The sequence below is a fragment of the Cutibacterium avidum ATCC 25577 genome (assembly GCF_000227295.1).
Lineage (GTDB): Bacteria > Actinomycetota > Actinomycetes > Propionibacteriales > Propionibacteriaceae > Cutibacterium > Cutibacterium avidum.
Genome location: NZ_JH165054.1, coordinates 845443 through 866405 on the forward strand (window position 1 = coordinate 845443; position 20963 = coordinate 866405).

Genomic DNA, 20963 nt, shown 5'->3' on the forward strand with positions numbered 1-20963 from the left:
TACCTTCAAATTCCTGATCAGAGGGGGCTCTCGGTATCGAGGTAGACCCGGAGTTGCTGCTTGATGACGTTGAGTGCCCCTTGAGGAGTCACGGCGAGTTGCTGGGCCAGGGCGAGCTGCGCCCCCACGATGTTCTCGAAGGTGGAGCCCGAACCGCCGTACCAGGTCGGATCGTCGTAGACGGCGATGTCGGCCGCCGAGGCGTAGTTGGCCTGCGGCCTCAACGCTTTGTAGGCGCTGCTGGTCGCGATGGGCTGGTAGGCGGGGATGTGCCCGCCCTCGGCCCAGGTCATGCTCTGCTCGAGCATCTTCTTGATGAACAGCATCACCTGATGGCGCTGCTGATCGGTCCGCTCCTTGCGCGGGATGATGAAGCAGTGGGAGTCCGCCTGGGCGGCGGGCCTGTCGTAGACGGTGGGGATCTTGGTCATACCGAATGTCAGGCCCTTGATGGACTGCGCGGTCGTGATCTCCCACTCCCCCTGGACGTACATGCCGGCCTTTCCGGTGAACATGTAGGTCTGTGCCGTGGCGTAGTCGAGGCCCTTGTTGAGCCAGCCCTTCCTGACCCAGCTCTGGATCCGCGCCACCGTGTCGAGGAAGAGGTCCTCGTTCACCGTGAGCCTCGTGCCGCCACCCGACAGGAACGGCGTGGCTCCGCTGCGCTGGTTGTACAGCGTCCAGAACAGCCGCCACGGGGTCGCGGTCTCCCCGCCCACGTTGGCGGAGGTGATCGCCGCGCCGCCGGTCACCCTGCTGATCGCCTGCAGTGCGGCCTCGAAGTCCTCGAGCCCCTGGAGCTGCGTGAGGTCGCCGTCAGTGCCCAGGATCCCGGCCTTCCGGCAGACGTCGGAGTTGAAGAAGAGCACGAAGGGATGGGTGTCCAGCGGGATCGCGATGGTGTGGCCGCCGGTGATCTGCGCCTTCCACGGCTTCGCCGCGAAGTCCGAGGAGGACAGCCCCACCGAGGCCAGGTCGGCATCAGTGATGTCCTCGATGATGTCGCCCTCCCTCAGCGGCTTGGCGCGAGTCAGGTGGGACACCGCGACATCCGGCGGCTTGTTGCCGACGGTCGCCAGGGTGACCTTCGTGTAGTAGGGGTTGCCCCAGGCGAAGGTCGTCGCCTGAAGGGAGCCGCGCCCGTACGCCTTCTGATAGCCGGCCTCCATGGCCTGCATCCTCGTTCCGTCTCCCCCGCTGAACAGGTTCCAGAACACCAGGGTCGACGGATCGAGTTGCGAGCCGAACAGGCCGGCCGCCACCGGGCTGGAGCAGCCGGCGAGGGCCGTCGCGGCCACCGCCAACCCTCCCCCGAGAGATCCTCGCCGAGTCATGCCCCGGCCTGTGAAGTGCATCTGGTACGACCTCCTCGTCGTCAGCACGCCGTGCCGCCCTGCACGGCAGATCATTCTATCGTGGTAATGCAGTGGCAGACAGAGCGGCGCTGTTCTGTGTGAACTGATCCTGACACACGGTTGATGAGCCGGTCAAGAGGGTCGCGTCGTGATATTTATCACATTTTTGAGCTGTTCGCTTCAGGCTCGGTACTCCGGTCCGCCCATGAAGCGCCAAAATGACTATAACGATGTAATACTGGCCTGGGCCCACCCGAAGGGCCCGCGCATCCGGTCCGCGCTGACCACCGGGGCGTCACCGATCCTCCAGAGGAGTTCTTCCATGTCCAGGGCCACGATCACTGCCGACCGCGACTTCACGGTCGGGCCGGTTCCCCGCCGCCTGTTCGGATCCTTCGTCGAGCACATGGGCCGGTGCGTCTACTCCGGCATCTACGAGCCCGGCCACCCTGCCGCCGACCGGAACGGCTTCCGCCGTGACGTGCTGGAGCTGGTGCGCGAACTCGGCGTGTCGGTCGTGCGCTATCCCGGCGGCAACTTCGTATCCGGATACCGGTGGGAGGACGGCGTCGGGCCGGTCGGCGAGCGTCCCCGTCGTATCGACGGGGCATGGCACAGCATCGAGACGAACGCCTTCGGGCTGCACGAGTTCGTCGACTGGGCCCGGCAGGCCGACGTGGAGATCATGGAGGCGGTCAACCTCGGCACCCGGGGGGTGGAGGCCGCGCGGGCCCTGGTCGAGTACGCGAACCACCCGGGGGGCACCTACCTGTCGGACCTGCGCCGCCGCAACGGAGCGCCCGAACCCTTCGGGATCAAGCTGTGGTGCCTGGGCAACGAGATGGACGGCCCCTGGCAGATCGGCCACAAGACCGCCGATGAGTACGGCCGACTGGCCGCCGAGGCCGGCAAGGCGATGAAGCTCGTCGATCCCTCGATCGAGCTGGTCGCGTGCGGGTCCTCCAACTCGGGGATGCCGACCTTCGGGACCTGGGAGAGCACCGTGCTCGGCCACGCCTACGACGTCGTCGACAACATCTCCCTGCACGCCTACTACGAGGAGGCCGACGGGGATGTCGCCAGCTTCCTGGCCACCGCCCTGGACATGGATCACTTCATCGAGTCGGTCGTCGCGACGGCCGACGCGACCCGCGCGGCCGGCAAGCACCGCAAGCGGATCAACCTGTCCTTCGACGAGTGGAACGTCTGGTACACCAGACGGCCCGGGCAGGACATGCCGGACGCCATCACCGAGCGCGGCGGATGGCACGAGCACCCCCGGATCATCGAGGACGCCTACTCCGTCACCGACGCCGTGGTGGTGGGGACCCTGCTCAACTCCCTGCTGCGCCACGGCGACCGGGTGAGGATCGCCAACCTGGCCCAGCTCGTCAACGTCATCGCACCGATCCGCTCCGAGGAGGGCGGGCCGGCCTGGCGCCAGTCGATCTTCTGGCCCTTCGCCCAGATGGCCAACCGCGCCAAGGGGCAGATCCTCCAGCTGGCCACCTCCGGGGACCGCTACGCGACCGAGAAGTTCGGGGACGCCGACCTGGTCGACGCGACCGCCACCTGGGACGAGGAGACCGGTCGCCTCGCCCTCTTCCTGGCCAATCGCGGTCTGGAGGAGTGCGCCGAGGTGTCGGTGACGCTGCGAGGCCTGGACACCTCCCGGGTCGCGCGGGCCGAGGTGCTCACGGTCCCCGACGGCACCGACCGCTTCGCCGTCAACGACGAGCAGCACCCAGACCGCGTCCACCCGGAGCCTCTGGACGGGGTCGTGGTCGACGGTGACACCACCCGGCTGAGGCTGCCCCCGCTGTCCTGGGCGACCGTGGAACTGGACGTCTCGCGAGCCTGAGTCCCCACGATCCCGAGGAGACGACAGGGTGGCCGGGCCCGATCGGGCCCGGCCACGCTGTGTCAGTGGGTCTCAGATGTGAGGATTCCTCAGCTGTTGACCGGCAGCACGGCCTCGGGTGCGACCCGCTGCAGCTCCAGAGCTCGGCGGTAGCGGTCCAGATAGACCGAGAAGCCGTCGACGTCAGCGCGTGCCGGCTCCATGACGCTGGTACTGGTGGTGGCGAACACCTCCTCGTCGAGGAACTGCGCCAGGCTCTTGGAACCGGCCTCATCGAGGTAGGCCGCCAGGAGCGCCATCCCCCAGGGGCCGCCCTCCCCCGCGGTCTCGCCGACGGCGACCGGGGCTCCCAGCGCCGCGGCCAGGATCCGCTGGGCGGGGCCCGCGGTGCGGAAGAGCCCGCCGTGGGCGAGCAGCCTGTCGACCTGCACCTTCTCGGCGTCCAGGATCCGCATCCCCAGGCTCAGGGTGGAGAACACCGCATAGACCTGCGTACGCATGAAGTTGGCCAGGGTGAACGAGCTGTCCGGTGCGCGCACCACCATCGGGCGCCCGTCGGGCAGGCCCGCCACGGGCTCGCCGGCGAGGTTGTTGAAGGACAGCAGCCCGCCGCCGTCGGCCTTGCCGGCCAGCGCCTCATTGAGCAGGGCGGCGAAGATGCCGTCCTGGTCGACCCCGGATCCGATGGCCTGGGCGAAGCGCCCGAAGAGGCCGGCCCATGCCGACAGTTCGTTGGCCCCGTTGTTGCAGTGCACCATCGCCACGGCGTCCCCGGCGGGGGTCGTCACGACGTCGATCTCCTCGTGGACCTGCTCCAGCGGGTGCTCCAGGACGACCATCGCGAAGGCGCTGGTGCCGACCGACACGTTGCCGGTCCGCCTGGCGACCGAGTTGGTGGCCACCATCCCGGTGCCGGCGTCGCCCTCCGGCGGGCAGAACGGCACTCCGGCCTTCAGGGCCCCGGTCGGATCGAGCAGTGCGGCACCCTCGGCGGTCAGGTCGCCCGCCGCCGCGCCGGCCGGCAGCACCTCGGGGAGCAGCTTCTCCAGCTTGAGGCCGGGCACCCGGGCGTCGATGAGCGGATCGACGATGGCGAGCATCCGCTGGTCGTAGCCGCCGGTCGCCGGATCGATCGGGAACACTCCCGAGGCGTCGCCGACACCGAGAACCGTCTTGCCGGTGAGCTTCTGGTGGACGTAGCCGGCCAGCGTGTTGAGCGCCGCGATCCGCCCGATGTGCGGCTCCTCGTCGAGTACCGCCTGGTAGAGGTGGGCGATCGACCAGCGCTGCGGGATGTTGAACCCGAGCGCCTCAGTCAGCTCGACCGCGGCCGGGCCGGTCGAGGTGTTGCGCCAGGTCCGGAACGGCACCAGGAGGTCGCCCGCCTCGTCGAAGGCCAGGTATCCGTGCATCATCGCCGAGATGCCGATGGCACGGAAGGACGTCGGGGTGACGTCGTAGAGACGCTGGACGTCGGTGACCAGATCGGCGTAGCAGGCCTGCAGACCCGCCCACACCGCCTCGAGGGAGTAGGTCCACCGCCCATCGACGAATTCGTTCTCCCATGCGTGACTCCCGCTGGCCAGCGGGGTGTAGTCCGGCCCGATGAGACAGGCCTTGATGTTGGTCGATCCGAACTCGATTCCCAGACTGGCGCGTCCGGTCTCGATGACATCCCGGGCACGTCCCGGATCGATGTCAGCTGTGGTCATGGGCTGCCTCCTTGCGGCTCGTTAACGTTCACATCGAACGATACCATCGACTCCCCCGGGCGCATCACCTACGTAGGCGAACCGACCATCGGCCGTCCGCCCCGTAGCTCGCCATGCCCCGGTCCTCGAGCTCTTGGAGGGCCAGCAGGCAGTCCGTGAGACTCACCAGGGCGGCCCGTGCCAGCTCATCGACGCCCAGCGCGCCGCGGGCCGGGAGCTCCTCGTGCACCCGCAGGGTCTCGGGCCCCAGTGCATCGGTCGGATGCTCCGGGACGGGTTCCCTGGGCAGCTCGGGCTGGATGGGCCCCAGAGCCTCCCGGACGTCGTCGGCGTCGCGGACGAGTTCGGCGCGCCGATTCCGGATGAGGTCGTGCGGGCCGACCGAGCGGCTCGAGGTCACCGGGCCCGGCACGGCCAGCACCTCCCGGTACATGTCGCCGGCCCAGTTGGCGGTGCTGAGCGCCCCCGATCTGGCGGCGGCCTCGACGATCACCACGCCGCCGGTCAGACCGGCGATGACCCGGTTGCGGGCCAGGAAACCCGGCCTGGTGGGGCGGCATCCGAGACACCCAGGATCCCGGCCAGGTAGGCCACCTGGCCGGGATCACCGAGATCGTGGACGGCGATCCTCGCCTGGGACGGCAGGACCGGGTTGCCCCGGCGGATGGCCAGGGCGAGCTCGGCGGGAACCAGCCGGCCCCGCAGGTCAGCGTCATCGATCTGGGCAAAGACGTCCAGACGGGGGTGTGCCCCGGCACCGCGGTCAGCCCACACAGGGTGAACGCGTTGGACAGCGACTCGATGTCATAGAACCAGAACCCCGAGGTGGCCGCAGTGATCGCGGTGGGCTCGGCGGGAGCCGCCGCGGCCCCGGTAGGAGACTCGGCTGCGGCCTGTGGGGCCAGGGACGAGGTGGTGTGTGTGGCCATCGGCCCTCCTGGGGTCATGGGTGGTCGGATGGGGTGAGTGAGAGCGCTCGATCGCAGTCGCTGTTCTCGGCGCAGTTCAGGTACTTCCGATCAACGAGGCTGGGTATCCGACCCCATGGCTTGGGAGCAGACGTCATATGCAGGAGGTCGAGATCGAGCTCTCCCTCGTCACAGTAGAGCGTGAACTGCCTGGCAACGCTTGCCATCTCCGCACCGATGTGACGACAGCGCTCGAGGAACGAACTGGTTGAACTGGACGGTGTGTAGTAGAAGCTCTTTGCGCCGAACTCGTTGGTGAGGTGCTCGTCGAAGAACCAGGCGATGGCCTTCTCCACCTCGACCCCGTGTCGCTGCAGGAACTCCGTGTACGTCTGTGTGCCGAGAAACGTCATGGCGTCGAGCCGATTGAACATGTGGCCCCTCGGGTAGGTGTCTGCCCCCGAAATGAAGACGCGCTCGATCGCTCTGATCTGCCCCGGGAAGGACGGCATCCTGAGCAGGCCGGCCCAGTCCAAGTAGCCGACCAGCGACGCGTAGTTCGCCAGCACCTGCATCGGCTCCATCGACGACAGGAGGTATTTCTCACCAAACGTCCGCACGAGGGTGATTTCGCCGTCCGTCTTCCCCCATCGATCCGACACCGTTTCGCGCTGCTCGGGATCGATCTTGACGCCATAGCCGTTGTGCGCCAACATGTTTTTCCGGTCGGCGAGGAGCTCCTGCGCCAGAGCTTTGCATCGCTTGCTCGCCTGTAGACGGATTTTCGGCGTGATACCAAGGGCCTCGTTGTCGCGCGCCTGCGCAATGGCCTCTACACAATTGGGGTGGGGCGATTCGCTGTCGATGTATGCGCCCAGGAGCTGCTGCCGCTCCGCCTCGCCGAAGCTGGTGGGGAAAAAGCAGGCGGTGGACGGTGTTCTGACCAACTGGCTGGCGACCAGGAGCTCACCGTTGCGCGGGTCGGCGAGCAGCGCGTCACGAAGCCGTCGGTCATGCTGGCTCACGAACTGCTTGTTGGAGAGCATGACCTGAAGCGGCATGCCTGCTCCGAGAAGAGCGTCGAACAGCGTCTGCCCGCCCACCTTCTCCGCGACGCTGTGCCGGCCAAGGAGCATGAGGAGATCCTCGGCGTACAAGTAGTCGAACCCAGTCAAACAGTCGTCGAGATTCGACGCATCGAGTCCTGAGAAGTAGCTCGCGATCATTCCCCGCAGCGTGCAAGCTGCCACTTTGAGATTGTCTTGCTCGCCCTGTGTGAGATCGATCGGAAGAATGCCGTGCTCTGCGAAGGCGAGCGCGTTGTGAAGCTCAAGAACATCATTCAGGGAGTCGCCAGTGGGCTGCTCCAACTGCCCCCCGGATAACCGCGACGGCTCGCCCTGCGGTCGAGGTGCTCGCGAGGTCCAGCGGACCGTAGAACTTGACCCTGTGGTCCGCTGCCGGGTTCACCATGAACCCAGTGTATTTGGTAGCACCTGCGGTTCTGCACGTAGAGGCACCACACCGCCCGGACCCCAGGTTAGAGTGAGGAGGCCAGCGAGATCCCGGTGTGGGGGATTGTCTGTACCGACTGCGGTGGATCTGGTAACCATCCTCCAGACAGGCCCATCAGATCCGCGCCAGGGGCGCCCGGGAACTCTCCGCCACCATGGTCTGCTGCCCCCGACGGCGTGCACCACATGTCCTCTGAGTGGTCACGGCCGCCACGACGAGCACCGCGAAGGCGACCAGCGGCATGGCACTGTCGGCATACCAGACCAGCAGGATCCACGGATGATTCTCGCCAATGCCACTCACTCGGCAGATCAGGTCATCGGTCGGCTGGACCGCTGGGGCACCGGCGGGGGTGCCGGATCCATCAAGGAACAGCTTCACCCCGCACCACTGACCGTGGCCGGCGACATCCCGGTGCTCTGCCTGGACTCGCGGTACTCCCGCCATCTCAACCGGGAGGGGTTGTACCTCATGGCTTCGGCCCTGCAGCGGGCGGCCACCACCAAGAAGAGCTCATCGCGGAGGAACGACTCGGTGGTGGTGTGACCCCATCACATCCAGGGCGCTGAGAGCTCTGACCGGACCAGTCAGACGATGACGACCCACCGGCATCCGCCGGTGGGTCGTCTTGGGAACTCAGCGCCGATCCGGAAATTCACGAATCCTCGCCTCTCCGATCTGTATGTATCCACTGGCCAAGGTGATCTCCGATCCAGTCCTGCATAGCCACGGACTCTGCCGTAACAGCCAGGTCTGTGTCGTCAATCCTCCCGGCCTGCGGGTCCACATGGGTCGCCGCGGCCTGACGATCAAGTTCGGCAAGATGCTCTTTCATCTCGAGCAGGCTGAATGCAGCCTCTGGCCAGGACACCGTCAGCCCCAGGGCCTCGGCCCGCGTCTCGTACTTTCTGCGGTACTCATCGCAGGGATGGGTCGCCGAGATCATGAGCGTGACCGGGTCCTGCGCGCGGCAGCACAGCAGTCCGTTGCGATATGAGTCGAGGTCCTGATAGATGTCCTGGACGAGCCGAGTCACCTCGGTGGCCCGCCAGGCCGCCAGTTCCTCGGGCACCGCGGTGCCCTCGAGCAGACGGGTGGCGAAGTCGAGGGACACCCCCAGCTCAAGCGCCACGTCGTTGGCGCTCACTCCCTGCTCCGTCAGCTCGACTCGCAGGAGATCCAGAGTGGCGACAAGAGAGTCCTCGGAGGCCTGAAGGGTGGTCGCAGCCGATATGAACAGCCTGGCTCGTAGGGTCATGGTGCCACGTTACAGCTCAGGTTGGTCATGGTCTTCGAGACCACGGCTCGGAACTGAACGCTGTGCACGGTGACTCTCGCGACCACGTCATAGTTGGCTTTTGTGTTCTTCTTGCAGGGATTCGTCGCTACCGCAGTGGCGACCCGCGAATATGGACCGTTCAGTGATGTGTACTCACTGACTTTGTGCATGATACCAAATGATGTAATCTTCGGATTGCCTTGCCGAATGTCAACATGAATAGAATGCCTATAGAGGTCGTTTGGGGTGGCTGTAGATTTACAGCTGGACTGATCGCCCCATTCCAGACGATTCTTGATAATCTGCGGATTGTGGAACTTTCCTGTGCAAATACCGGCATCAAAGTCTGCACTACGCGTGGACGCCCCAGAAGACGAGGAACTGTCATCTGATCCGATGACCCATGAGTGATTGTCCCAGATCATCATGTAGCCATCATGGGACTCCGCACGAGCATTATCAACGTCCACACCAGCACCACGAGCCGCCAAAACGAGTGCGGCCGGAGCAGATTCTATACCCCTAGTGCTAGCAGATGAGTCACTTGACTTCGCGGGTGCTGCTGTCGATGTCGGCGCTGCCGTGAATGCAAACAGCGAGGCAATTGACAGAGATAGTACTGGTACAAACAGGGCCTTTGTTTTCATAAACTCCCCCTTGATCAAGCTGAATCTTAGCCTCAGCGGACAACCCTTGTCCGTCAATTCGAAATGACTAGAGCGCTCCGCGTCAACGTGTCAAGGGGAAAGTGAATCAGACATGTTCACCAGGGCGAGTGCGGCGTGTACCTGTCAGGATCCTGATGTCCCCGTCACAACGAGTGCGATGTACTCGGCCATCTCCGGGCAGAATCTCAGAGCGTAGTCTGTCGTCCAGCGCGGTCCACGTTCCCGATTCCGACCCCCGTCTAGCAGCACTGTCCACGATGCCCGTGGCTCACGAGCGTGTTCCCGGGTCGCCGCTGATTGTGCCAGACCCGCACCGCCCTACAGCTCCGTGGTCTCCTCGGTGTCGAGTTCTCTGGTCATCGGAGCTATGTCCCCCTCTTTTGATTGGTCTCCATCGGCATGCGACCACCCTCCGGAGGCGCTTGTCGAGGAAGAACAATCTGGTGGCGGCCCGTACCGGCGACTGGATACCGGCACAGACGCATCAGCCCACCAGCACATGTGCTGGTGGGCTGATGTCATGTGGGTCATACAGTGCTGATCGTGATGCAGGAACTGAACTCGATGATCAGTTGATCCAGACTGACGTCTTTTGTCGCCACCGACCATATGAGGTGTGCGGCATGGTCCTGACTCATGTCGAGCACTGCTCCGCTGATCTCCAGGAACAGCAGGGCTGACTCCAGAGCCAACCGCTTGTTGCCGTCCTCGAATGTCTGGGCCTCCGCGACACCGAACGCCAGACGAGCGGCCTTCGCCGCCAACGTGGGGAACGCCTCGTGGCCATCGAACACTGCAAATGGAGCAGCCACCGCCGACGAGAGGACATCGGGTCTCAGCAGTGCTCCTGCAGAATGTCCTGCTCGTACAGGTCGCAGCAGTCCTCATACGTCAGTTGTTCGGTCACCGGGCGAGCAGCGCCATGGCTCGCGACCACTGCCTGCTGATCCGAGCACCACGGTGGAGAAGATCGGCACGGTCATGATCGGCCGCCGTGAAGGTGGCCCGGCGTGTGGGTCCCCTGCCCTGTGCGGCCTGGGTGCTGTACTCGCGCATCATCGTCGCCGGATCGATCGGTGTGCTTCCTGGCTCATCAGCGGCGAGTCCCTGGCGGGCCTGTCTCCACGGCTTCTCACCGTGGGTGACTCCACTGAGGTACTTCCCACCGTGATTGCCGTAGTGGCGCAGCACGGCGTCGACGGTGGCCCGCTGCGACTGCGTGAGATCGGTCGGGACGTGGTGACCGAGCGATGTGAGATCCACGTGGCGGATCGACCGGAGTACGGGGCCGTCGGTCCATGCCTCGATCGATTCGTCGAAGACTGGTGATCCGTCCCAGGCCAGGGACCATGCCTGGACGTAGTAGAGCAGCTTCTGCAGCTGCATTTCACCGGTGAGGGTGAATCCCGTCCCGGCAATGTAGTCGGCAACGTCTCGTGGTGTGACCATGATCCCCCCTCTCGAGCGTCGGACTCGTTTCTCAATACCAATTGTATGACGGACCCCTGTCTCACGGACGCGTACTCATCGGCGCGTCAGGCGCAGGGTCAGTGCCGCGGGCGTCACACCGAGCCTGCGGGCCAGGACGTCGAGGTCCATGCCGGTCGACCACAGGGTGGCCACCACCCCGGCCGGCATGAGCAGCGCCGTGGCGAAGTCGTCGGCCCATCTCTCATCGGGATCCGTCGTGGTCACCGGCATCATCGACAGCTCCCGGTGGCGTTCCACGCGGCCGAGCACGGCTTCGCCGGTCCAGGGGCCCTGGTGCTCGCGGACGTGGTGACCGATCTCGTGGGCCAGGACGAACCGGCGACGATCGAGGTCGCAGCGCGAGCTGACGACGGCCCGGAACCGGGTCTGACCCTCGAGCTTGACGAGCAGCCCGTCGACGCCGGGCTCCAGGAGCCTGCGCTCCACCGCCAGACCCAGGCGGCAGGCGACGCGGGTCACGTCGACGGGCACCCGGACCGCCCCTCCGGTAGCGATGGTGGTCTCCAGGATCTGGCGGGCGACCCTGTCGGGGTCGTCGGTGGTCAGTCCGGTCATGTCATGGGGCGGTCCCCCTTCCTGGTGGACGATGGTGCGCCAGCAGGCGCAGTCCCCCGATCACCCGGACCGGCTGTGCCGGTACACCGACATACCGCAGTCTTCGGGTCCGGCCCGGTCTCACCAGGGCGAGTGCGGGGTGTAGCTCTCGGGGTCGTGCCAGGCCCGCAGGATGAGCTCGATCCGCTCAGTCATGTCTGAGGAGGCCTCCAACCGGATCGGCGTCCCGGTGGTCGGGTGGTAGGCGGTCGCGGCATAGAACCGGATGCCCCCTCTGGTGATCCAGCGGTCCAGCCGGCCGATGATCTGGTCGCCGGCCAGGACCTTCCATGACGCCTTCGACCCCCTGGCGCGCACCGTCATCACCGACATGTGCTCCAGGTGCACACTCTCGGGCAGCGCCACCGTCTCCTCGTCGTCGAACAGCATCACCATGTTGACCAGTCCTCGCCTCACCTTGTCCCTGGGGCACGAACACTAGATGCGGGCACTGACAGGTTCGGTGCGGATGCCTCTCCCCCGGCGGGGCCAGGGGCTCGTCAGGAGCCGGTGATGCCCGATGCCGCCGACCTCACCGGTAGCCGATGACGTCGTGGCTGACCGCCGCGATCGTGTCCGCATCGATGTCGGCGGCCGGCAGCCGGTAGATGGTGTTGAGCCGAGGGTTGAAGATGCCCATGCAGGTGACGATGCCGAAGATGTCCTGACCCGAGTGGTGGCCCATGAGGTAGTACATGAGCAGCTGCAGGGTGTTCTCCTTCGTCGGCGGGTTCTTGGAGACCTTGATGTCCCACAGGGTGTCGGCGGTGGGCAGGTCCCCGTCGCCCTGGGAGACGGTCTCGGTGTAACCGTCGGGATCGAAGTGGAACCCGTCGGCGACCACGGGGCCGACGGAGGCGATAAAGGCCGTGATGCGCCGCACTATCGTGGCGATGCGGTCGAGCGGGTTCATGACCGGGACGCGTTGGGGAGCCCTTCGACCGCACCGGTCTTGAATCCTGCGAAACCGGCGGTGGCGACCACCTCAATCCGCTTCGACCACGACCTGGGACGGGCGGCGAGCCACTGTGTCAGCACCGGCTTCCATTGGTGCGATAGCCGTGGTGTCCTGCTGTCGCACCCGGAGTACTTGTTGTGCCGCACACGGATCAGCAGCGTCGTGCGCCGATGTCCAAACGGCTCGTGCTAGCCGACTCACCACCGAGTCCCGCGTCACGCCCTTCACGCACCCATTGGTCCAGCGTTTCGATACGACACTCAATCACCACCATTCGCGGTTTGAGGCGCTGCCCGACAGCCACAATCCAGAGTTCATCACGACGGCAAAGCTCATCAGATCAGGGGCCGCGAAGGCAGGGTTATACACGTTGAGGCATTCCCGATCAGCGGTGGAGGAATCTTCATCCTCGGAGGGCCTCGACTCCTACGTAAGAACCGACGCGCCGGCTGAGCTCACACCCCATTCATACCCTCGATTGTGATAAACTATCGGGGATCTCTACTCGTGCTCGACGAGGAGAGCGACGACGAGGGTGTGATAGTCCATGGCGAGCACCGAGGCACCCGGGAATCGCCACACATGGGCTTGAATGGGTTCCCCGTCCATGGAGACGACAGTCGTCGCATGTGGCGGAGTGCGATTCCACTGCTCGGCACAGGAGACGTTGTCCCGGTGGAAATAGCGCGCCACTTCGGCGATGACCGCATCATCGCATTCGAGATCAAGCCACTCGAGCAGGCCCTCAATGGTGCCCATGAACTCGTCCCGATCCTGATGCTCATAGGCCGGCGCGGCCAGATCACTGATGGGCCCTAGCGCTGCGATGGCCCACCGGCCCGAGGCGTTGCGCGCCACAGCGGTCATGGCTGGATCACTGTCGGACAACTCGACCGGTCCATCAATCCCTCTGAACCAGAAGATCCGACCCTTGTTCAGGTTCCAGAGCTGGAGCACAGCGTCACCGACTTTCCGTTGCAGACATCCCACCCACGAATACGGTTCGTTTGAGTGACGCCGTCAGTCCACTTGACCGTAAGCGCGAACATTGGATAATTCACTCCAGAACTCCGATTCTCGAAATTCCAGGAGTAATTTTTCCTAGATGTCAGTGCGCCCGACACTCCCGACGCTGACGCACCGTAACGACACGTATGATCAGTGGAAAGGGAGACATTCACACCACAAGAATACCCGTACCGCAATGACCATCGAGGACCTCCGGCCTTGAATGTCGTGGCGACCGTGGTCAGAGTCCATCGCTTTGACGAGCCTCCCTGTATGTTCTCTTGCCACACTGCCTGAACTTCCGAACTAAGCGTGCAGTTTTTGTTCACGCAATGATAGTTGCCGAAGTAAATGTTGGAAGACTTGAATCGATAATTATTGAGCCGCTGCCCAGGTGGGCGATGGTACCCTCCTGGGACGCCAGATGCTGACATGGTTTTAGGGGTCGAGGGATTGAGCGTACTATTGAGACGATTGATTTCAGCCGGAGAGACACTCTCTGGTAATGGTTTCGCGGCAACCGCCGATATCGTGGAGGACTCTGCCACGGGGGACGCGTTGTGAGTAGTTGCGGGCGCGGCTTATGCGGGAGTGGAATAGATCGATATGGCAACAAGAGATCCGATCGCCATGACCGAGAGTTTACTTGCGTTGTTCACCATGTCATCCTCCATCGGAGGTGTGGCTATCGTCAAGTCCCGTACATCCACTGCACCACTGTCCTCACTGGCTGATCTCGGAGCTCATCACAATCGAGGGCGTGGGCTGGGTTTGACGGCTCTTCGTCATTCCGCGTGGTTTGGTGAGGCTGGCCTGAGTGTCGTGGGGTGGTGAGAGGGGTGTGTCGGTGCTGGTGAGAAGGGTCGGGGCCTTCTTGAATGGGAAGTGCTCAAACGACCCGTTCGAAGAAGACCCCGACCGTGTTCCACACTACCTGCACTCATCCCGGCTACTGCACGCTCGCTGATGCCATCGCTGACCTCCCCGGCTTCCACGTCACGCGTGTGGACCGCTCACCTGCGGGCCTGCGTCTGAACGTCGAGACCGACCCTGGGGGAGTGCTCTGCCCCGCCTGTGGGGTCCAGGCTGTGGCGGATGGTCGCCAACAACGTCTTCTCCACGACATCGGTGTCTTCGGTGTCCCTGTCCTCCTCGTGTGGTCCAGGCGCACCTGGCGGTGCAGGCAACACTCCTGCCCCCAGGTCTCGTGGGGGGAAGAGACGCAGTTGGCTCCACCCCGCAAGCACTTCACGACCCGAGCCATCACCTGGGCTGTGAACCAGCTTCTCACCCGAGACGTTGTCATCTCCGCCCTGGCCCGGGACCTCCGGGTGGGGTGGCGCACCTTGTGGAAGGCAATCGAGGGACCCCTCCAGGAGCGCCTCAAGGAGATCAGCGACCAGGCCAGCGTGGAAGCCCCGGGCCTCGACGAGCACGTGTGGCGTCATTCCGGGCCCCACAAGAATCGGATGATCACCGGCGTCGTGGACCACACCAGACCGAAGAGAGGCAAGGACGGGAAGACGAAGCCGTTCGCGAGGCTCCTGGATGTCCAGGTCGGGCGCTCGGGAGCGGTCGCTGAGGACTGGTTGGCCTCCCAAGGCAAGGAGTTCGCGAGCAAGATCCGCATCGCTGCCATCGACCCCTACAGGGGCTACGCCAACGCCATCTCAGCGACCCTGAAAGAGGCGGACATGGTCGTCGACATCTTCCACGTGACAAAGCTGGCCAGTCAGGCCCTGGACGAGGTGCGTCGCCGAGTCCAGCAGGACACCCTGGGGCGCAGGGGACACGCCAAAGACCCCTTGTATCGGGCTCGGAGACTCCTCCTCACCGGCGCCAACCACCTCACCGAGAAGATGGCGACCAAGCTGGATGCCCTCCTCCAAGAAGGCGACCCGAACTGGGAGGTGACCATCACTTGGACCGTCTACCAGAAGCTGATCGATGCCTACCAGCAGAGCGACTCCCATGACATGGTCACCCTCATCGATGCTCTCAAGGACTGTCCGATTCCTGAGGTCGCCAGGCTGGGGCGCACCTTGAAAGCCTGGAAGAGGGAGATCCTGGCCTATTGGCACACCGACCGCTCGAACGCGGGCCCCACCGAGGCGATCAACAACGTCATCGAGACCACCCGACGCATCGCCCGCGGCTTCCGCAACTTCGACAACTACCGCCTGCGGATCCTCGCCTCAGCCTCCGGACAACGCCCTTACCGCCAACCCCCGAAACTCGTCAAGCAAGGACAACCAAACCACGCTGAATGACGAAGAGCCCCTTTAATCAAGCTGAATCTTAGCCTCCGTGGACAACCCTTGTCCGTCAATGCGAAATTGACTAGAGCGCTCCGCTTCAGCGTGTCAAGGGGAAAGTGGATCAGACATGTTCACCAGGGCGAGTGCGGGGTACAGCTCTCTGGGTCGTGCCACGCTCGCAGGATGAGCTCGATCCGCTCAGACATGTCCGACGAGGCCTCCAGTCGGATGGGCGTCCCGGTGGTCGGATGGCAAGCGATCGCCGAGTAGAACCGCATACCCCTGGCGGTGATCCAGCGGTCCAGGCGGCCGATGATCTGGTCGCCGGCCAAGACCTTCCATGACGCCTTCGATCCCCTGGCGCGCACCGTCATCACCGAAATGTGCTCCAGGTGCACGCCCTCGGGCAGTGCCACCGTCTCCTCATCGTTGAACAGCATCACCATGCCGCACTTCTGTCCTTGTCCCTGGGGCACAAACACTAGATGTGGGCACTGGCAGGTTCAGTGGGGTGACTCTCCCCTGCTGCAACGGGGACCACTGGAGGAGGTCATGAAGGCGATGTGACATGCCGCTGACGAGTTGGCCGGCGAAGGCGACATCGACCATCCCCGCGGTCCCGATTCGCCGGCCGATCCCGGAGGTCCCTGCTGGGACTTCTGAGGTTCAGGACTTGGCGAGCTCGGTGCGCAGGACGTCGCGGATGACTGCTGAGACGCTCTTGTGCTCGCGGCGGGCCCGGGCGACCAGTGCGACGTCGGTCTGCTCGTCGAGTCAGGTGGCGCGTTCACAGGACTGGCCGGCGCCGGTGGCGTGGTCGGCCCCCACATTGGGCCTGCCGGGCTGGTTCCCCGGTCAGCGTGGGGCTCGAGTCGTCGGTCAGTGGAGCCCGCGACTCAGCCCAGTCGGCCATCTGGTCCCAGTCGGGGGCGGTGGGATCGGTCGCGTTTCCAGCAGTGACGATCCGATGAATGCCATGGTGTGCTCCTTGATGATGATGGTCGGGACGGGTCTCAGCGGGCCACCGGGACCGAGCGCCCGCCGATGACGGCGCGCTCGATGGTGGCGATGCCGGCATCGGTCTGGGCCAGGACTGCCAGCCAGACGGTCGGGGACAGCTCGGCGCGGACGACGTGCTGAGGGATTCTCCCGCCGAGGATGTGCAGGGTGAGGTCAACGGCCTCCAGCTCCGGGTCGCGACGGACCTGGTCCCAGCTGGCAGCGGTGAGGGTGGTGTGGCCAGCAGCGCCAGTAAGGACAGTCATGACGATCGGTGCTCCTGGGACCCCACAGGCACGGCTGTCGGTATACCGCACGATCTCAGACGCGCGTGAGGACTCCTGCGACGAGCAGGCCCTGGACACCTGTCGGCAGAGCGTCGTCGAGCAGGATGTCGGTGGCCACGATGAGCGCGTCGAGTTCAGAGGTGGTCGATGCGGACGGTGCAGTGGAGCTGGTCGTGCGGGTGTCCATGATGGTGATCTCCTGGGATGACAGAACAGAGTGGAACAACACAGAACGGGCTCGGATGAGCGCTGATCCAGTCGTTCTCCCGGATCGGGCTCCCCCGATCCCCCGCTGTGCCCCGCCCGACGTCAGCACCGACGTGGCAGACAGCCGTCACAGTGATGACAGAAAAATGTCATTGAACCGCACCGCACAAGGCATGACGAGTGGATCGTCCCGGGTTTTGTGGAGGGTGAGTAGTCACGCGGCGGCGCTCGCCGGCGTGGTGGTGTGATCGTAGTAGCGGTCCTCAACGGTGGCTGGTGGTAGCTCGTCGGGGTTGGTGCGGTGAGGTCGGGTGTGGTTGTACCACTCGACCCACGAGGCGGTGGCGGCCTCGAGATCGTCTCGGCCCTTCCATGATCGGGTCCAGACGAGCTCACGCTTGTAGGACTTGTTCAGTGCCTCGGCGGCCGCGTTGTCGTAGGAGGACCCCACAGCGCCGGTGGACGCCTCGATGCCTTCACTCAGGAGGCGGCCGGTGTAGCGAATCGATAGATATTGCGATCCGTGGTCCGAGTGGTGCACCAGCCCGGCCAGGCTGCGCCCGTCACGGTCCTTGCGCTGCCACACGGCGTGCTCGAGAGCTGAGAGGACGAAGTCGGTGTCCATCCGGCTGGAGGTCGACCACCCCACGATCCGGCGGGAGTAGAGGTCCATCACGAAGGCTGTGTAGCAGAACCCCGACCAGGTGCGGACGTAGGTGAAGTCCACGACCCACCGCAGGTTGGGATGCTCGGCGGTGAAGTCCCTGCGGACCAGGTCCGCAGGCTGGCGTGAGCAGGCCGCGGGCCGAGTGGTACGGATCGAGCGTCCCGGCCCGATGCCGACCATCCCGAGGGCCCGCATGCGCCGCTCGACGGTGCAGCGAGCCACTGGGAGAGTCGGCTCGGTGGTGTTGAGGAGGCGCCAGGTCTTGCGCGACCCCAGGGTGGCGTTGAAGGGCTGCTCGCGCAGCGCCTGCAGGCGCTTCTCGACCACCGCGTCCGACACGGCCCTGTGCGAGGGCGGGCGGTTGCGGGCGGCGTAGTAGCCGGACGGGGCGACGTGCAGGCCTGAGCTGGTCAGGACCCTGCAGACCGGTCGACAACCCCGTGGTGCGAAGGCCGTCAATCTGGAAATCTGATCAGTACGCGGCGAGGCGCACATTCTTGGCGCCCGCCCCCGTCATCGCCTTCAAGACAGCAGGATCCGGGTAGCGGGTGGACCGCGGTTGATTGATGACGACGGAGGCGCCACTTGGGCCAAGCTCGCGATCCGCAACCTGAGCACCACTGAGCGCGAAAGACGACACAGCGATGTACAACGCCACGACCGCTGCCATCACAGCCAGCAACGGCACTGCCGCGGTGAAGCGGCTGCGGTTGCGACTCCAAATCCTCAACAGTGCGATGTTCAGACTGTGACTCACTTGATGATCTGCCCATCGCGCAGCACTGTCATTGAGTCGCAGAATCGGCCCGCGATCGGGTCATGGGTGGCAACCACCACACACATTGACCGTTCGTGCGCCAGAGCGGCGAAGAGCTTGAAGAGCTCCTGCGAGTTAGCCGAGTCCAGCGCCCCGGTTGGTTCGTCGGCCAACAGAACTCGTTGCCCCCAGCCAACGCACGGGCGACACGCACAACTCGAACGGCGAGAGGAAATCCGCGCCCGTTGCCCCCAGCCAACGCACGGGCGACACCCACGCGCTGGCGCTGACCCCCCGACACCTCTGACGGCCGACGGTCACCCAGTTGGTCAATCCCAAGGCGGGCCAAGGCGTCCTCAGCAGCCCTGCGACCTTGGGCACGGTTTTGGCCACGTGCCCACAGTGGTAAGGCCACATTTTCGATGTTTGTCATCTCCGCGATGAGATTGTTGTCTTGGAAAATGACCGACACATGTTCAAGCCGGTGCCGAGCCCGTGCCGCCTCATCCAATTCGGAGACACGTTTACGGTTCACCTCAATTTCCCCGGCATCGGGGACGTCCAGACCGGCGAGCAGATTGATCAGCGTGCTCTTCCCCGATCCGCTCTCCCCCATGAGGGCGTGTAGACCCGACGACGAAAACTCAATATCTACGCTTCGAAGCGCTTCAACCCGACCCGCACCAACACCGAAGGATTTGGACACTCCAACCGCAGCAATCATTCTCGTCCCTTCGAAACCTGTTCAGCAGGAACCGTTCGTGGCTCAGAAATATAGCAGCCAGCCCCAACGCCATGGAGGACGACCTTATCCACCTTCACAATTCTCTCTTTCTAGGGAATCCCATTGATGAGAATGGCCTTCTCCCATACGCAGAGCTTAATAGAACACCCTCACCCTGAAAGTGAGAGATTTTGATATATATCCGAAAATACAACGATATGCGTCCGAAAGTACAGAACAGAGCATGCTTAGCTACTACTGAGCACGACAAAACACATCCTGACGTACGGCCAGGACACATCATTCCAGTTTCATGATCTCTTGTTTCTACAATTTTTTCGGTAGACACGGAATATCGGAAGAATCCATCTTTCCGCCACTGCCACTTGGAGCGAGCGAGACGAGCAGATAGTTGCCGACCCGGATATAGCATGTGAATGATCCCCGGTAGGGCTACTGGGTGATTTTGATCTCCATCCGCGAGCGCACATAGATACTCCTGCAGCGAGGACAAATAGTTAGAGTCGCTCGACAAAACAAGACGAAGTCGCCCGGTGGCGACATCACATTCAACCGATGCTGCGAGATCAGATGATCCATCGACATTCTTGAGTGGTTTTTTGCACGCAGCCAACGATTCGAAACGATCCATTCCCCTTTGATACTTGGCAGGAAGGGTGACCTCTGTCCCGTCATGGGCGCCCCCGTATACGTACGTCCCACTTCCAGTCACAACGACCGCCAGCCCCAGGGCACCAATCAGGTCCATCCGGCAACGGTGCGCTGAGGGAAATATGAGCTACATCCTCCGTGGCCTACCCACAACACTCTTTGCCATGAGGGTTCTTCAAACGGGATCAGGGAAGATCGGCCAGAAAGGCACGAAAGGCCTCCAACCCCTCTGGCCGCACCGTGAAATGAGCCCATCGTCCCCGCATTTCCTTGTCGACGAGCCCCGCTTCCACGAGTTTTTTGAGGTGATGGGACAGCGTCGGCTGACTCACCCCGAACAGGCCATCGAGATGGCAGGCGCACACACTGGCGCCACTGTTCGCCGCGATGTGGTGGAAGACGCGCAACCGCACTGGATCCGACAACGCCTTTGCCACGACGGAGAGCTCCTCGGCACGCGAAACCGGCAGAGGTGACGAGTCGGGCTCACACACATCGTCGGCCGACACAACTGGAAGCGTCGTCTTCATGCCGATAATCCTACCGTCGCCATATTGACACCCATCAATACGACCTCCTACTATCAACATATAGACGTTCATCAATGTGATCGCAGGAGGTCCAGATGCCCACCATCCGTGTCTACGAGCCCGCACTGTGTTGCAACACCGGGGTATGCGGCGCCGATGTCGACCAGGAACTCGTGACCTTCACCGCCGATGTCAACGCCCTCCAGGCACAGGGAATCGACGTGCAGCGAGCCAACCTCGCCACCGACTCAACTCGGTTCACCGAGAACCCAGTCGTCGTCACTTTCCTCCAGACCGCAGGTTCCGAGGCCCTCCCCCTCACCCTCGTCGACGACGTCACCGTCCTCACCGGTCGTCACCCCAGCCGCGACGAGATGCTTCGATGGGCCGGTCGCACCGACGCCTCGCCGCGTATCGAGCTTCCCGTCATCGAGGACTGCTGCTCAGATCAAGGCACATCCACGTCCTGCTGCGGGGACTCTCAGCGGTCCTCCGGTTGCTGCTGACCACACC

At 63.9% G+C, this 20963-nt stretch carries 24 protein-coding genes and 1 pseudogene; 4 read left to right on the forward strand and 21 right to left on the reverse strand.

The annotated features are described in order from the left end of the window. Positions 1-17: 17 nt before the first annotated feature. The gene (locus HMPREF9153_RS03785; RefSeq protein ID WP_050796887.1) at positions 18-1355 is read right to left on the reverse strand and encodes an extracellular solute-binding protein; all 1338 of its coding nucleotides are present in this window, start codon (positions 1353-1355) and stop codon (positions 18-20) included. Positions 1356-1677: 322 nt separating this feature from the next. Here HMPREF9153_RS03785 and arfA point away from each other — a divergent pair, with 322 nt between their 5' ends. Further along, positions 1678-3216, forward strand: a complete 1539-nt coding sequence (arfA, locus tag HMPREF9153_RS03790) for an arabinosylfuranosidase ArfA (RefSeq protein ID WP_036979589.1) — start codon at positions 1678-1680, stop codon at positions 3214-3216. Between the two features lie 89 nt (positions 3217-3305). On the opposite strand, the gene HMPREF9153_RS03795 is transcribed toward arfA, so the two are convergent. The 4 genes from HMPREF9153_RS03795 to HMPREF9153_RS03810 form a co-directional block, all read right to left on the reverse strand. Then, on the reverse strand, positions 3306-4928 hold the full coding sequence (locus tag HMPREF9153_RS03795; RefSeq protein ID WP_004809601.1) for a xylulokinase: 1623 nt from the start codon (positions 4926-4928) through the stop codon (positions 3306-3308). Between the two features lie 64 nt (positions 4929-4992). After that, the gene (locus HMPREF9153_RS03800) at positions 4993-5463 is read right to left on the reverse strand and encodes a DNA-processing protein DprA (protein ID WP_080564855.1); all 471 of its coding nucleotides are present in this window, start codon (positions 5461-5463) and stop codon (positions 4993-4995) included. Beyond that, complete coding sequence (locus HMPREF9153_RS03805) at positions 5433-5702, reverse strand: hypothetical protein (RefSeq protein ID WP_004809605.1); 270 nt, start codon at positions 5700-5702, stop codon at positions 5433-5435. The genes HMPREF9153_RS03800 and HMPREF9153_RS03805 overlap by 31 nt, the downstream gene beginning before the upstream one ends. 169 nt (positions 5703-5871) lie before the next feature. Further along, positions 5872-7206: a hypothetical protein gene (locus HMPREF9153_RS03810; protein WP_004809607.1), complete on the reverse strand. Its 1335-nt coding sequence runs from the start codon at positions 7204-7206 to the stop codon at positions 5872-5874. 424 nt (positions 7207-7630) lie between these two features. Here HMPREF9153_RS03810 and HMPREF9153_RS03815 point away from each other — a divergent pair, with 424 nt between their 5' ends. Continuing rightward, the gene (locus HMPREF9153_RS03815; protein WP_004809611.1) at positions 7631-7897 is read left to right on the forward strand and encodes a hypothetical protein; all 267 of its coding nucleotides are present in this window, start codon (positions 7631-7633) and stop codon (positions 7895-7897) included. A 109-nt stretch (positions 7898-8006) separates the two neighbouring features. Here the strand turns inward: HMPREF9153_RS03815 and HMPREF9153_RS03820 are convergent, their stop codons facing one another. From HMPREF9153_RS03820 to HMPREF9153_RS03850, 8 genes are all read right to left on the reverse strand, one after another. Next, positions 8007-8609, reverse strand: a complete 603-nt coding sequence (locus HMPREF9153_RS03820; RefSeq protein WP_004809612.1) for a hypothetical protein — start codon at positions 8607-8609, stop codon at positions 8007-8009. Further along, positions 8606-9277: a hypothetical protein gene (locus HMPREF9153_RS12185; protein WP_154647468.1), complete on the reverse strand. Its 672-nt coding sequence runs from the start codon at positions 9275-9277 to the stop codon at positions 8606-8608. The genes HMPREF9153_RS03820 and HMPREF9153_RS12185 overlap by 4 nt, the downstream gene beginning before the upstream one ends. A gap of 548 nt (positions 9278-9825) precedes the next feature. After that, positions 9826-10179, reverse strand: a complete 354-nt coding sequence (locus tag HMPREF9153_RS03825; protein WP_306425501.1) for a type II toxin-antitoxin system death-on-curing family toxin — start codon at positions 10177-10179, stop codon at positions 9826-9828. A gap of 22 nt (positions 10180-10201) precedes the next feature. Next, positions 10202-10747: a Panacea domain-containing protein gene (locus tag HMPREF9153_RS03830; protein WP_004809614.1), complete on the reverse strand. Its 546-nt coding sequence runs from the start codon at positions 10745-10747 to the stop codon at positions 10202-10204. A 75-nt stretch (positions 10748-10822) separates the two neighbouring features. Next, the gene (locus HMPREF9153_RS03835) at positions 10823-11344 is read right to left on the reverse strand and encodes an ImmA/IrrE family metallo-endopeptidase (RefSeq protein WP_004809615.1); all 522 of its coding nucleotides are present in this window, start codon (positions 11342-11344) and stop codon (positions 10823-10825) included. A gap of 120 nt (positions 11345-11464) precedes the next feature. Then, positions 11465-11779, reverse strand: a complete 315-nt coding sequence (locus tag HMPREF9153_RS03840) for a hypothetical protein (protein WP_004809616.1) — start codon at positions 11777-11779, stop codon at positions 11465-11467. A 136-nt stretch (positions 11780-11915) separates the two neighbouring features. Then, the gene (locus HMPREF9153_RS03845) at positions 11916-12296 is read right to left on the reverse strand and encodes a hypothetical protein (RefSeq protein ID WP_004809617.1); all 381 of its coding nucleotides are present in this window, start codon (positions 12294-12296) and stop codon (positions 11916-11918) included. 546 nt (positions 12297-12842) lie between these two features. Further along, entirely contained in the window at positions 12843-13208 is a 366-nt protein-coding gene (locus tag HMPREF9153_RS03850) for a hypothetical protein (RefSeq protein WP_144295886.1), read from the reverse strand. A gap of 1061 nt (positions 13209-14269) precedes the next feature. Between HMPREF9153_RS03850 and HMPREF9153_RS03855 the strand changes: the two genes are divergently transcribed. Continuing rightward, a complete protein-coding gene (locus tag HMPREF9153_RS03855) occupies positions 14270-15619 on the forward strand; it encodes an ISL3 family transposase (RefSeq protein WP_203335085.1) in 1350 nt (449 codons plus the stop codon). Between the two features lie 119 nt (positions 15620-15738). Here the strand turns inward: HMPREF9153_RS03855 and HMPREF9153_RS03860 are convergent, their stop codons facing one another. The 8 genes and pseudogenes from HMPREF9153_RS03860 to HMPREF9153_RS03885 all read right to left on the reverse strand — a co-directional run bounded on the left by HMPREF9153_RS03860 (position 15739) and on the right by HMPREF9153_RS03885 (position 20450). Then, entirely contained in the window at positions 15739-16053 is a 315-nt protein-coding gene (locus tag HMPREF9153_RS03860) for a hypothetical protein (RefSeq protein ID WP_004809623.1), read from the reverse strand. 220 nt (positions 16054-16273) lie between these two features. Continuing rightward, positions 16274-16357, reverse strand: a complete 84-nt coding sequence (locus tag HMPREF9153_RS12635) for a ribbon-helix-helix protein, CopG family (protein WP_237726254.1) — start codon at positions 16355-16357, stop codon at positions 16274-16276. Positions 16358-16620: 263 nt separating this feature from the next. Next, entirely contained in the window at positions 16621-16872 is a 252-nt protein-coding gene (locus HMPREF9153_RS03865; RefSeq protein ID WP_004809625.1) for a hypothetical protein, read from the reverse strand. 55 nt (positions 16873-16927) lie between these two features. Then, a complete protein-coding gene (locus HMPREF9153_RS03870) occupies positions 16928-17080 on the reverse strand; it encodes a hypothetical protein (RefSeq protein ID WP_154647469.1) in 153 nt (50 codons plus the stop codon). A 234-nt stretch (positions 17081-17314) separates the two neighbouring features. Further along, a complete protein-coding gene (locus HMPREF9153_RS03875) occupies positions 17315-18262 on the reverse strand; it encodes an IS3 family transposase (RefSeq protein WP_080564857.1) in 948 nt (315 codons plus the stop codon). Then, a complete protein-coding gene (locus tag HMPREF9153_RS03880; RefSeq protein ID WP_004809628.1) occupies positions 18240-18524 on the reverse strand; it encodes a hypothetical protein in 285 nt (94 codons plus the stop codon). The genes HMPREF9153_RS03875 and HMPREF9153_RS03880 overlap by 23 nt, the downstream gene beginning before the upstream one ends. Further along, positions 18521-19140, reverse strand: a pseudogene (locus HMPREF9153_RS12880) (ABC transporter ATP-binding protein). Before HMPREF9153_RS12880 ends, HMPREF9153_RS03880 begins: the two are co-directional and overlap by 4 nt. A gap of 965 nt (positions 19141-20105) precedes the next feature. Next, complete coding sequence (locus HMPREF9153_RS03885) at positions 20106-20450, reverse strand: ArsR/SmtB family transcription factor (RefSeq protein ID WP_023032027.1); 345 nt, start codon at positions 20448-20450, stop codon at positions 20106-20108. A 95-nt stretch (positions 20451-20545) separates the two neighbouring features. Here HMPREF9153_RS03885 and arsD point away from each other — a divergent pair, with 95 nt between their 5' ends. Then, complete coding sequence (gene arsD / locus HMPREF9153_RS03890; protein ID WP_004809632.1) at positions 20546-20956, forward strand: arsenite efflux transporter metallochaperone ArsD; 411 nt, start codon at positions 20546-20548, stop codon at positions 20954-20956. Positions 20957-20963: the final 7 nt, after the last annotated feature.

Excerpts from the sequence above, each read along its gene's own strand:
- HMPREF9153_RS03845 (WP_004809617.1), bottom strand. The coding sequence starts at position 12,296 with ATGAACCCGCTCGACCGCATCGCCACGATAGTGCGGCGCATCACGGCC.
- HMPREF9153_RS03835 (WP_004809615.1), bottom strand. The coding sequence starts at position 11,344 with ATGACCGGACTGACCACCGACGACCCCGACAGGGTCGCCCGCCAGATC.
- HMPREF9153_RS03785 (WP_050796887.1), bottom strand. The coding sequence starts at position 1,355 with ATGCACTTCACAGGCCGGGGCATGACTCGGCGAGGATCTCTCGGGGGA.
- HMPREF9153_RS03820 (WP_004809612.1), bottom strand. The coding sequence starts at position 8,609 with ATGACCCTACGAGCCAGGCTGTTCATATCGGCTGCGACCACCCTTCAG.
- arfA (WP_036979589.1), top strand. The coding sequence starts at position 1,678 with ATGTCCAGGGCCACGATCACTGCCGACCGCGACTTCACGGTCGGGCCG.
- HMPREF9153_RS03795 (WP_004809601.1), bottom strand. The coding sequence starts at position 4,928 with ATGACCACAGCTGACATCGATCCGGGACGTGCCCGGGATGTCATCGAG.
- HMPREF9153_RS03865 (WP_004809625.1), bottom strand. The coding sequence starts at position 16,872 with ATGACTGTCCTTACTGGCGCTGCTGGCCACACCACCCTCACCGCTGCC.
- HMPREF9153_RS03870 (WP_154647469.1), bottom strand. The coding sequence starts at position 17,080 with ATGGACACCCGCACGACCAGCTCCACTGCACCGTCCGCATCGACCACC.
- HMPREF9153_RS03875 (WP_080564857.1), bottom strand. The coding sequence starts at position 18,262 with ATGTGCGCCTCGCCGCGTACTGATCAGATTTCCAGATTGACGGCCTTC.
- HMPREF9153_RS03860 (WP_004809623.1), bottom strand. The coding sequence starts at position 16,053 with ATGGTGATGCTGTTCAACGATGAGGAGACGGTGGCACTGCCCGAGGGC.
- HMPREF9153_RS03840 (WP_004809616.1), bottom strand. The coding sequence starts at position 11,779 with ATGGTGATGCTGTTCGACGACGAGGAGACGGTGGCGCTGCCCGAGAGT.
- HMPREF9153_RS03850 (WP_144295886.1), bottom strand. The coding sequence starts at position 13,208 with ATGACCGCTGTGGCGCGCAACGCCTCGGGCCGGTGGGCCATCGCAGCG.
- HMPREF9153_RS03885 (WP_023032027.1), bottom strand. The coding sequence starts at position 20,450 with ATGAAGACGACGCTTCCAGTTGTGTCGGCCGACGATGTGTGTGAGCCC.
- HMPREF9153_RS12185 (WP_154647468.1), bottom strand. The coding sequence starts at position 9,277 with ATGAAAACAAAGGCCCTGTTTGTACCAGTACTATCTCTGTCAATTGCC.
- HMPREF9153_RS03830 (WP_004809614.1), bottom strand. The coding sequence starts at position 10,747 with ATGGTCACACCACGAGACGTTGCCGACTACATTGCCGGGACGGGATTC.
- arsD (WP_004809632.1), top strand. The coding sequence starts at position 20,546 with ATGCCCACCATCCGTGTCTACGAGCCCGCACTGTGTTGCAACACCGGG.
- HMPREF9153_RS03815 (WP_004809611.1), top strand. The coding sequence starts at position 7,631 with ATGATTCTCGCCAATGCCACTCACTCGGCAGATCAGGTCATCGGTCGG.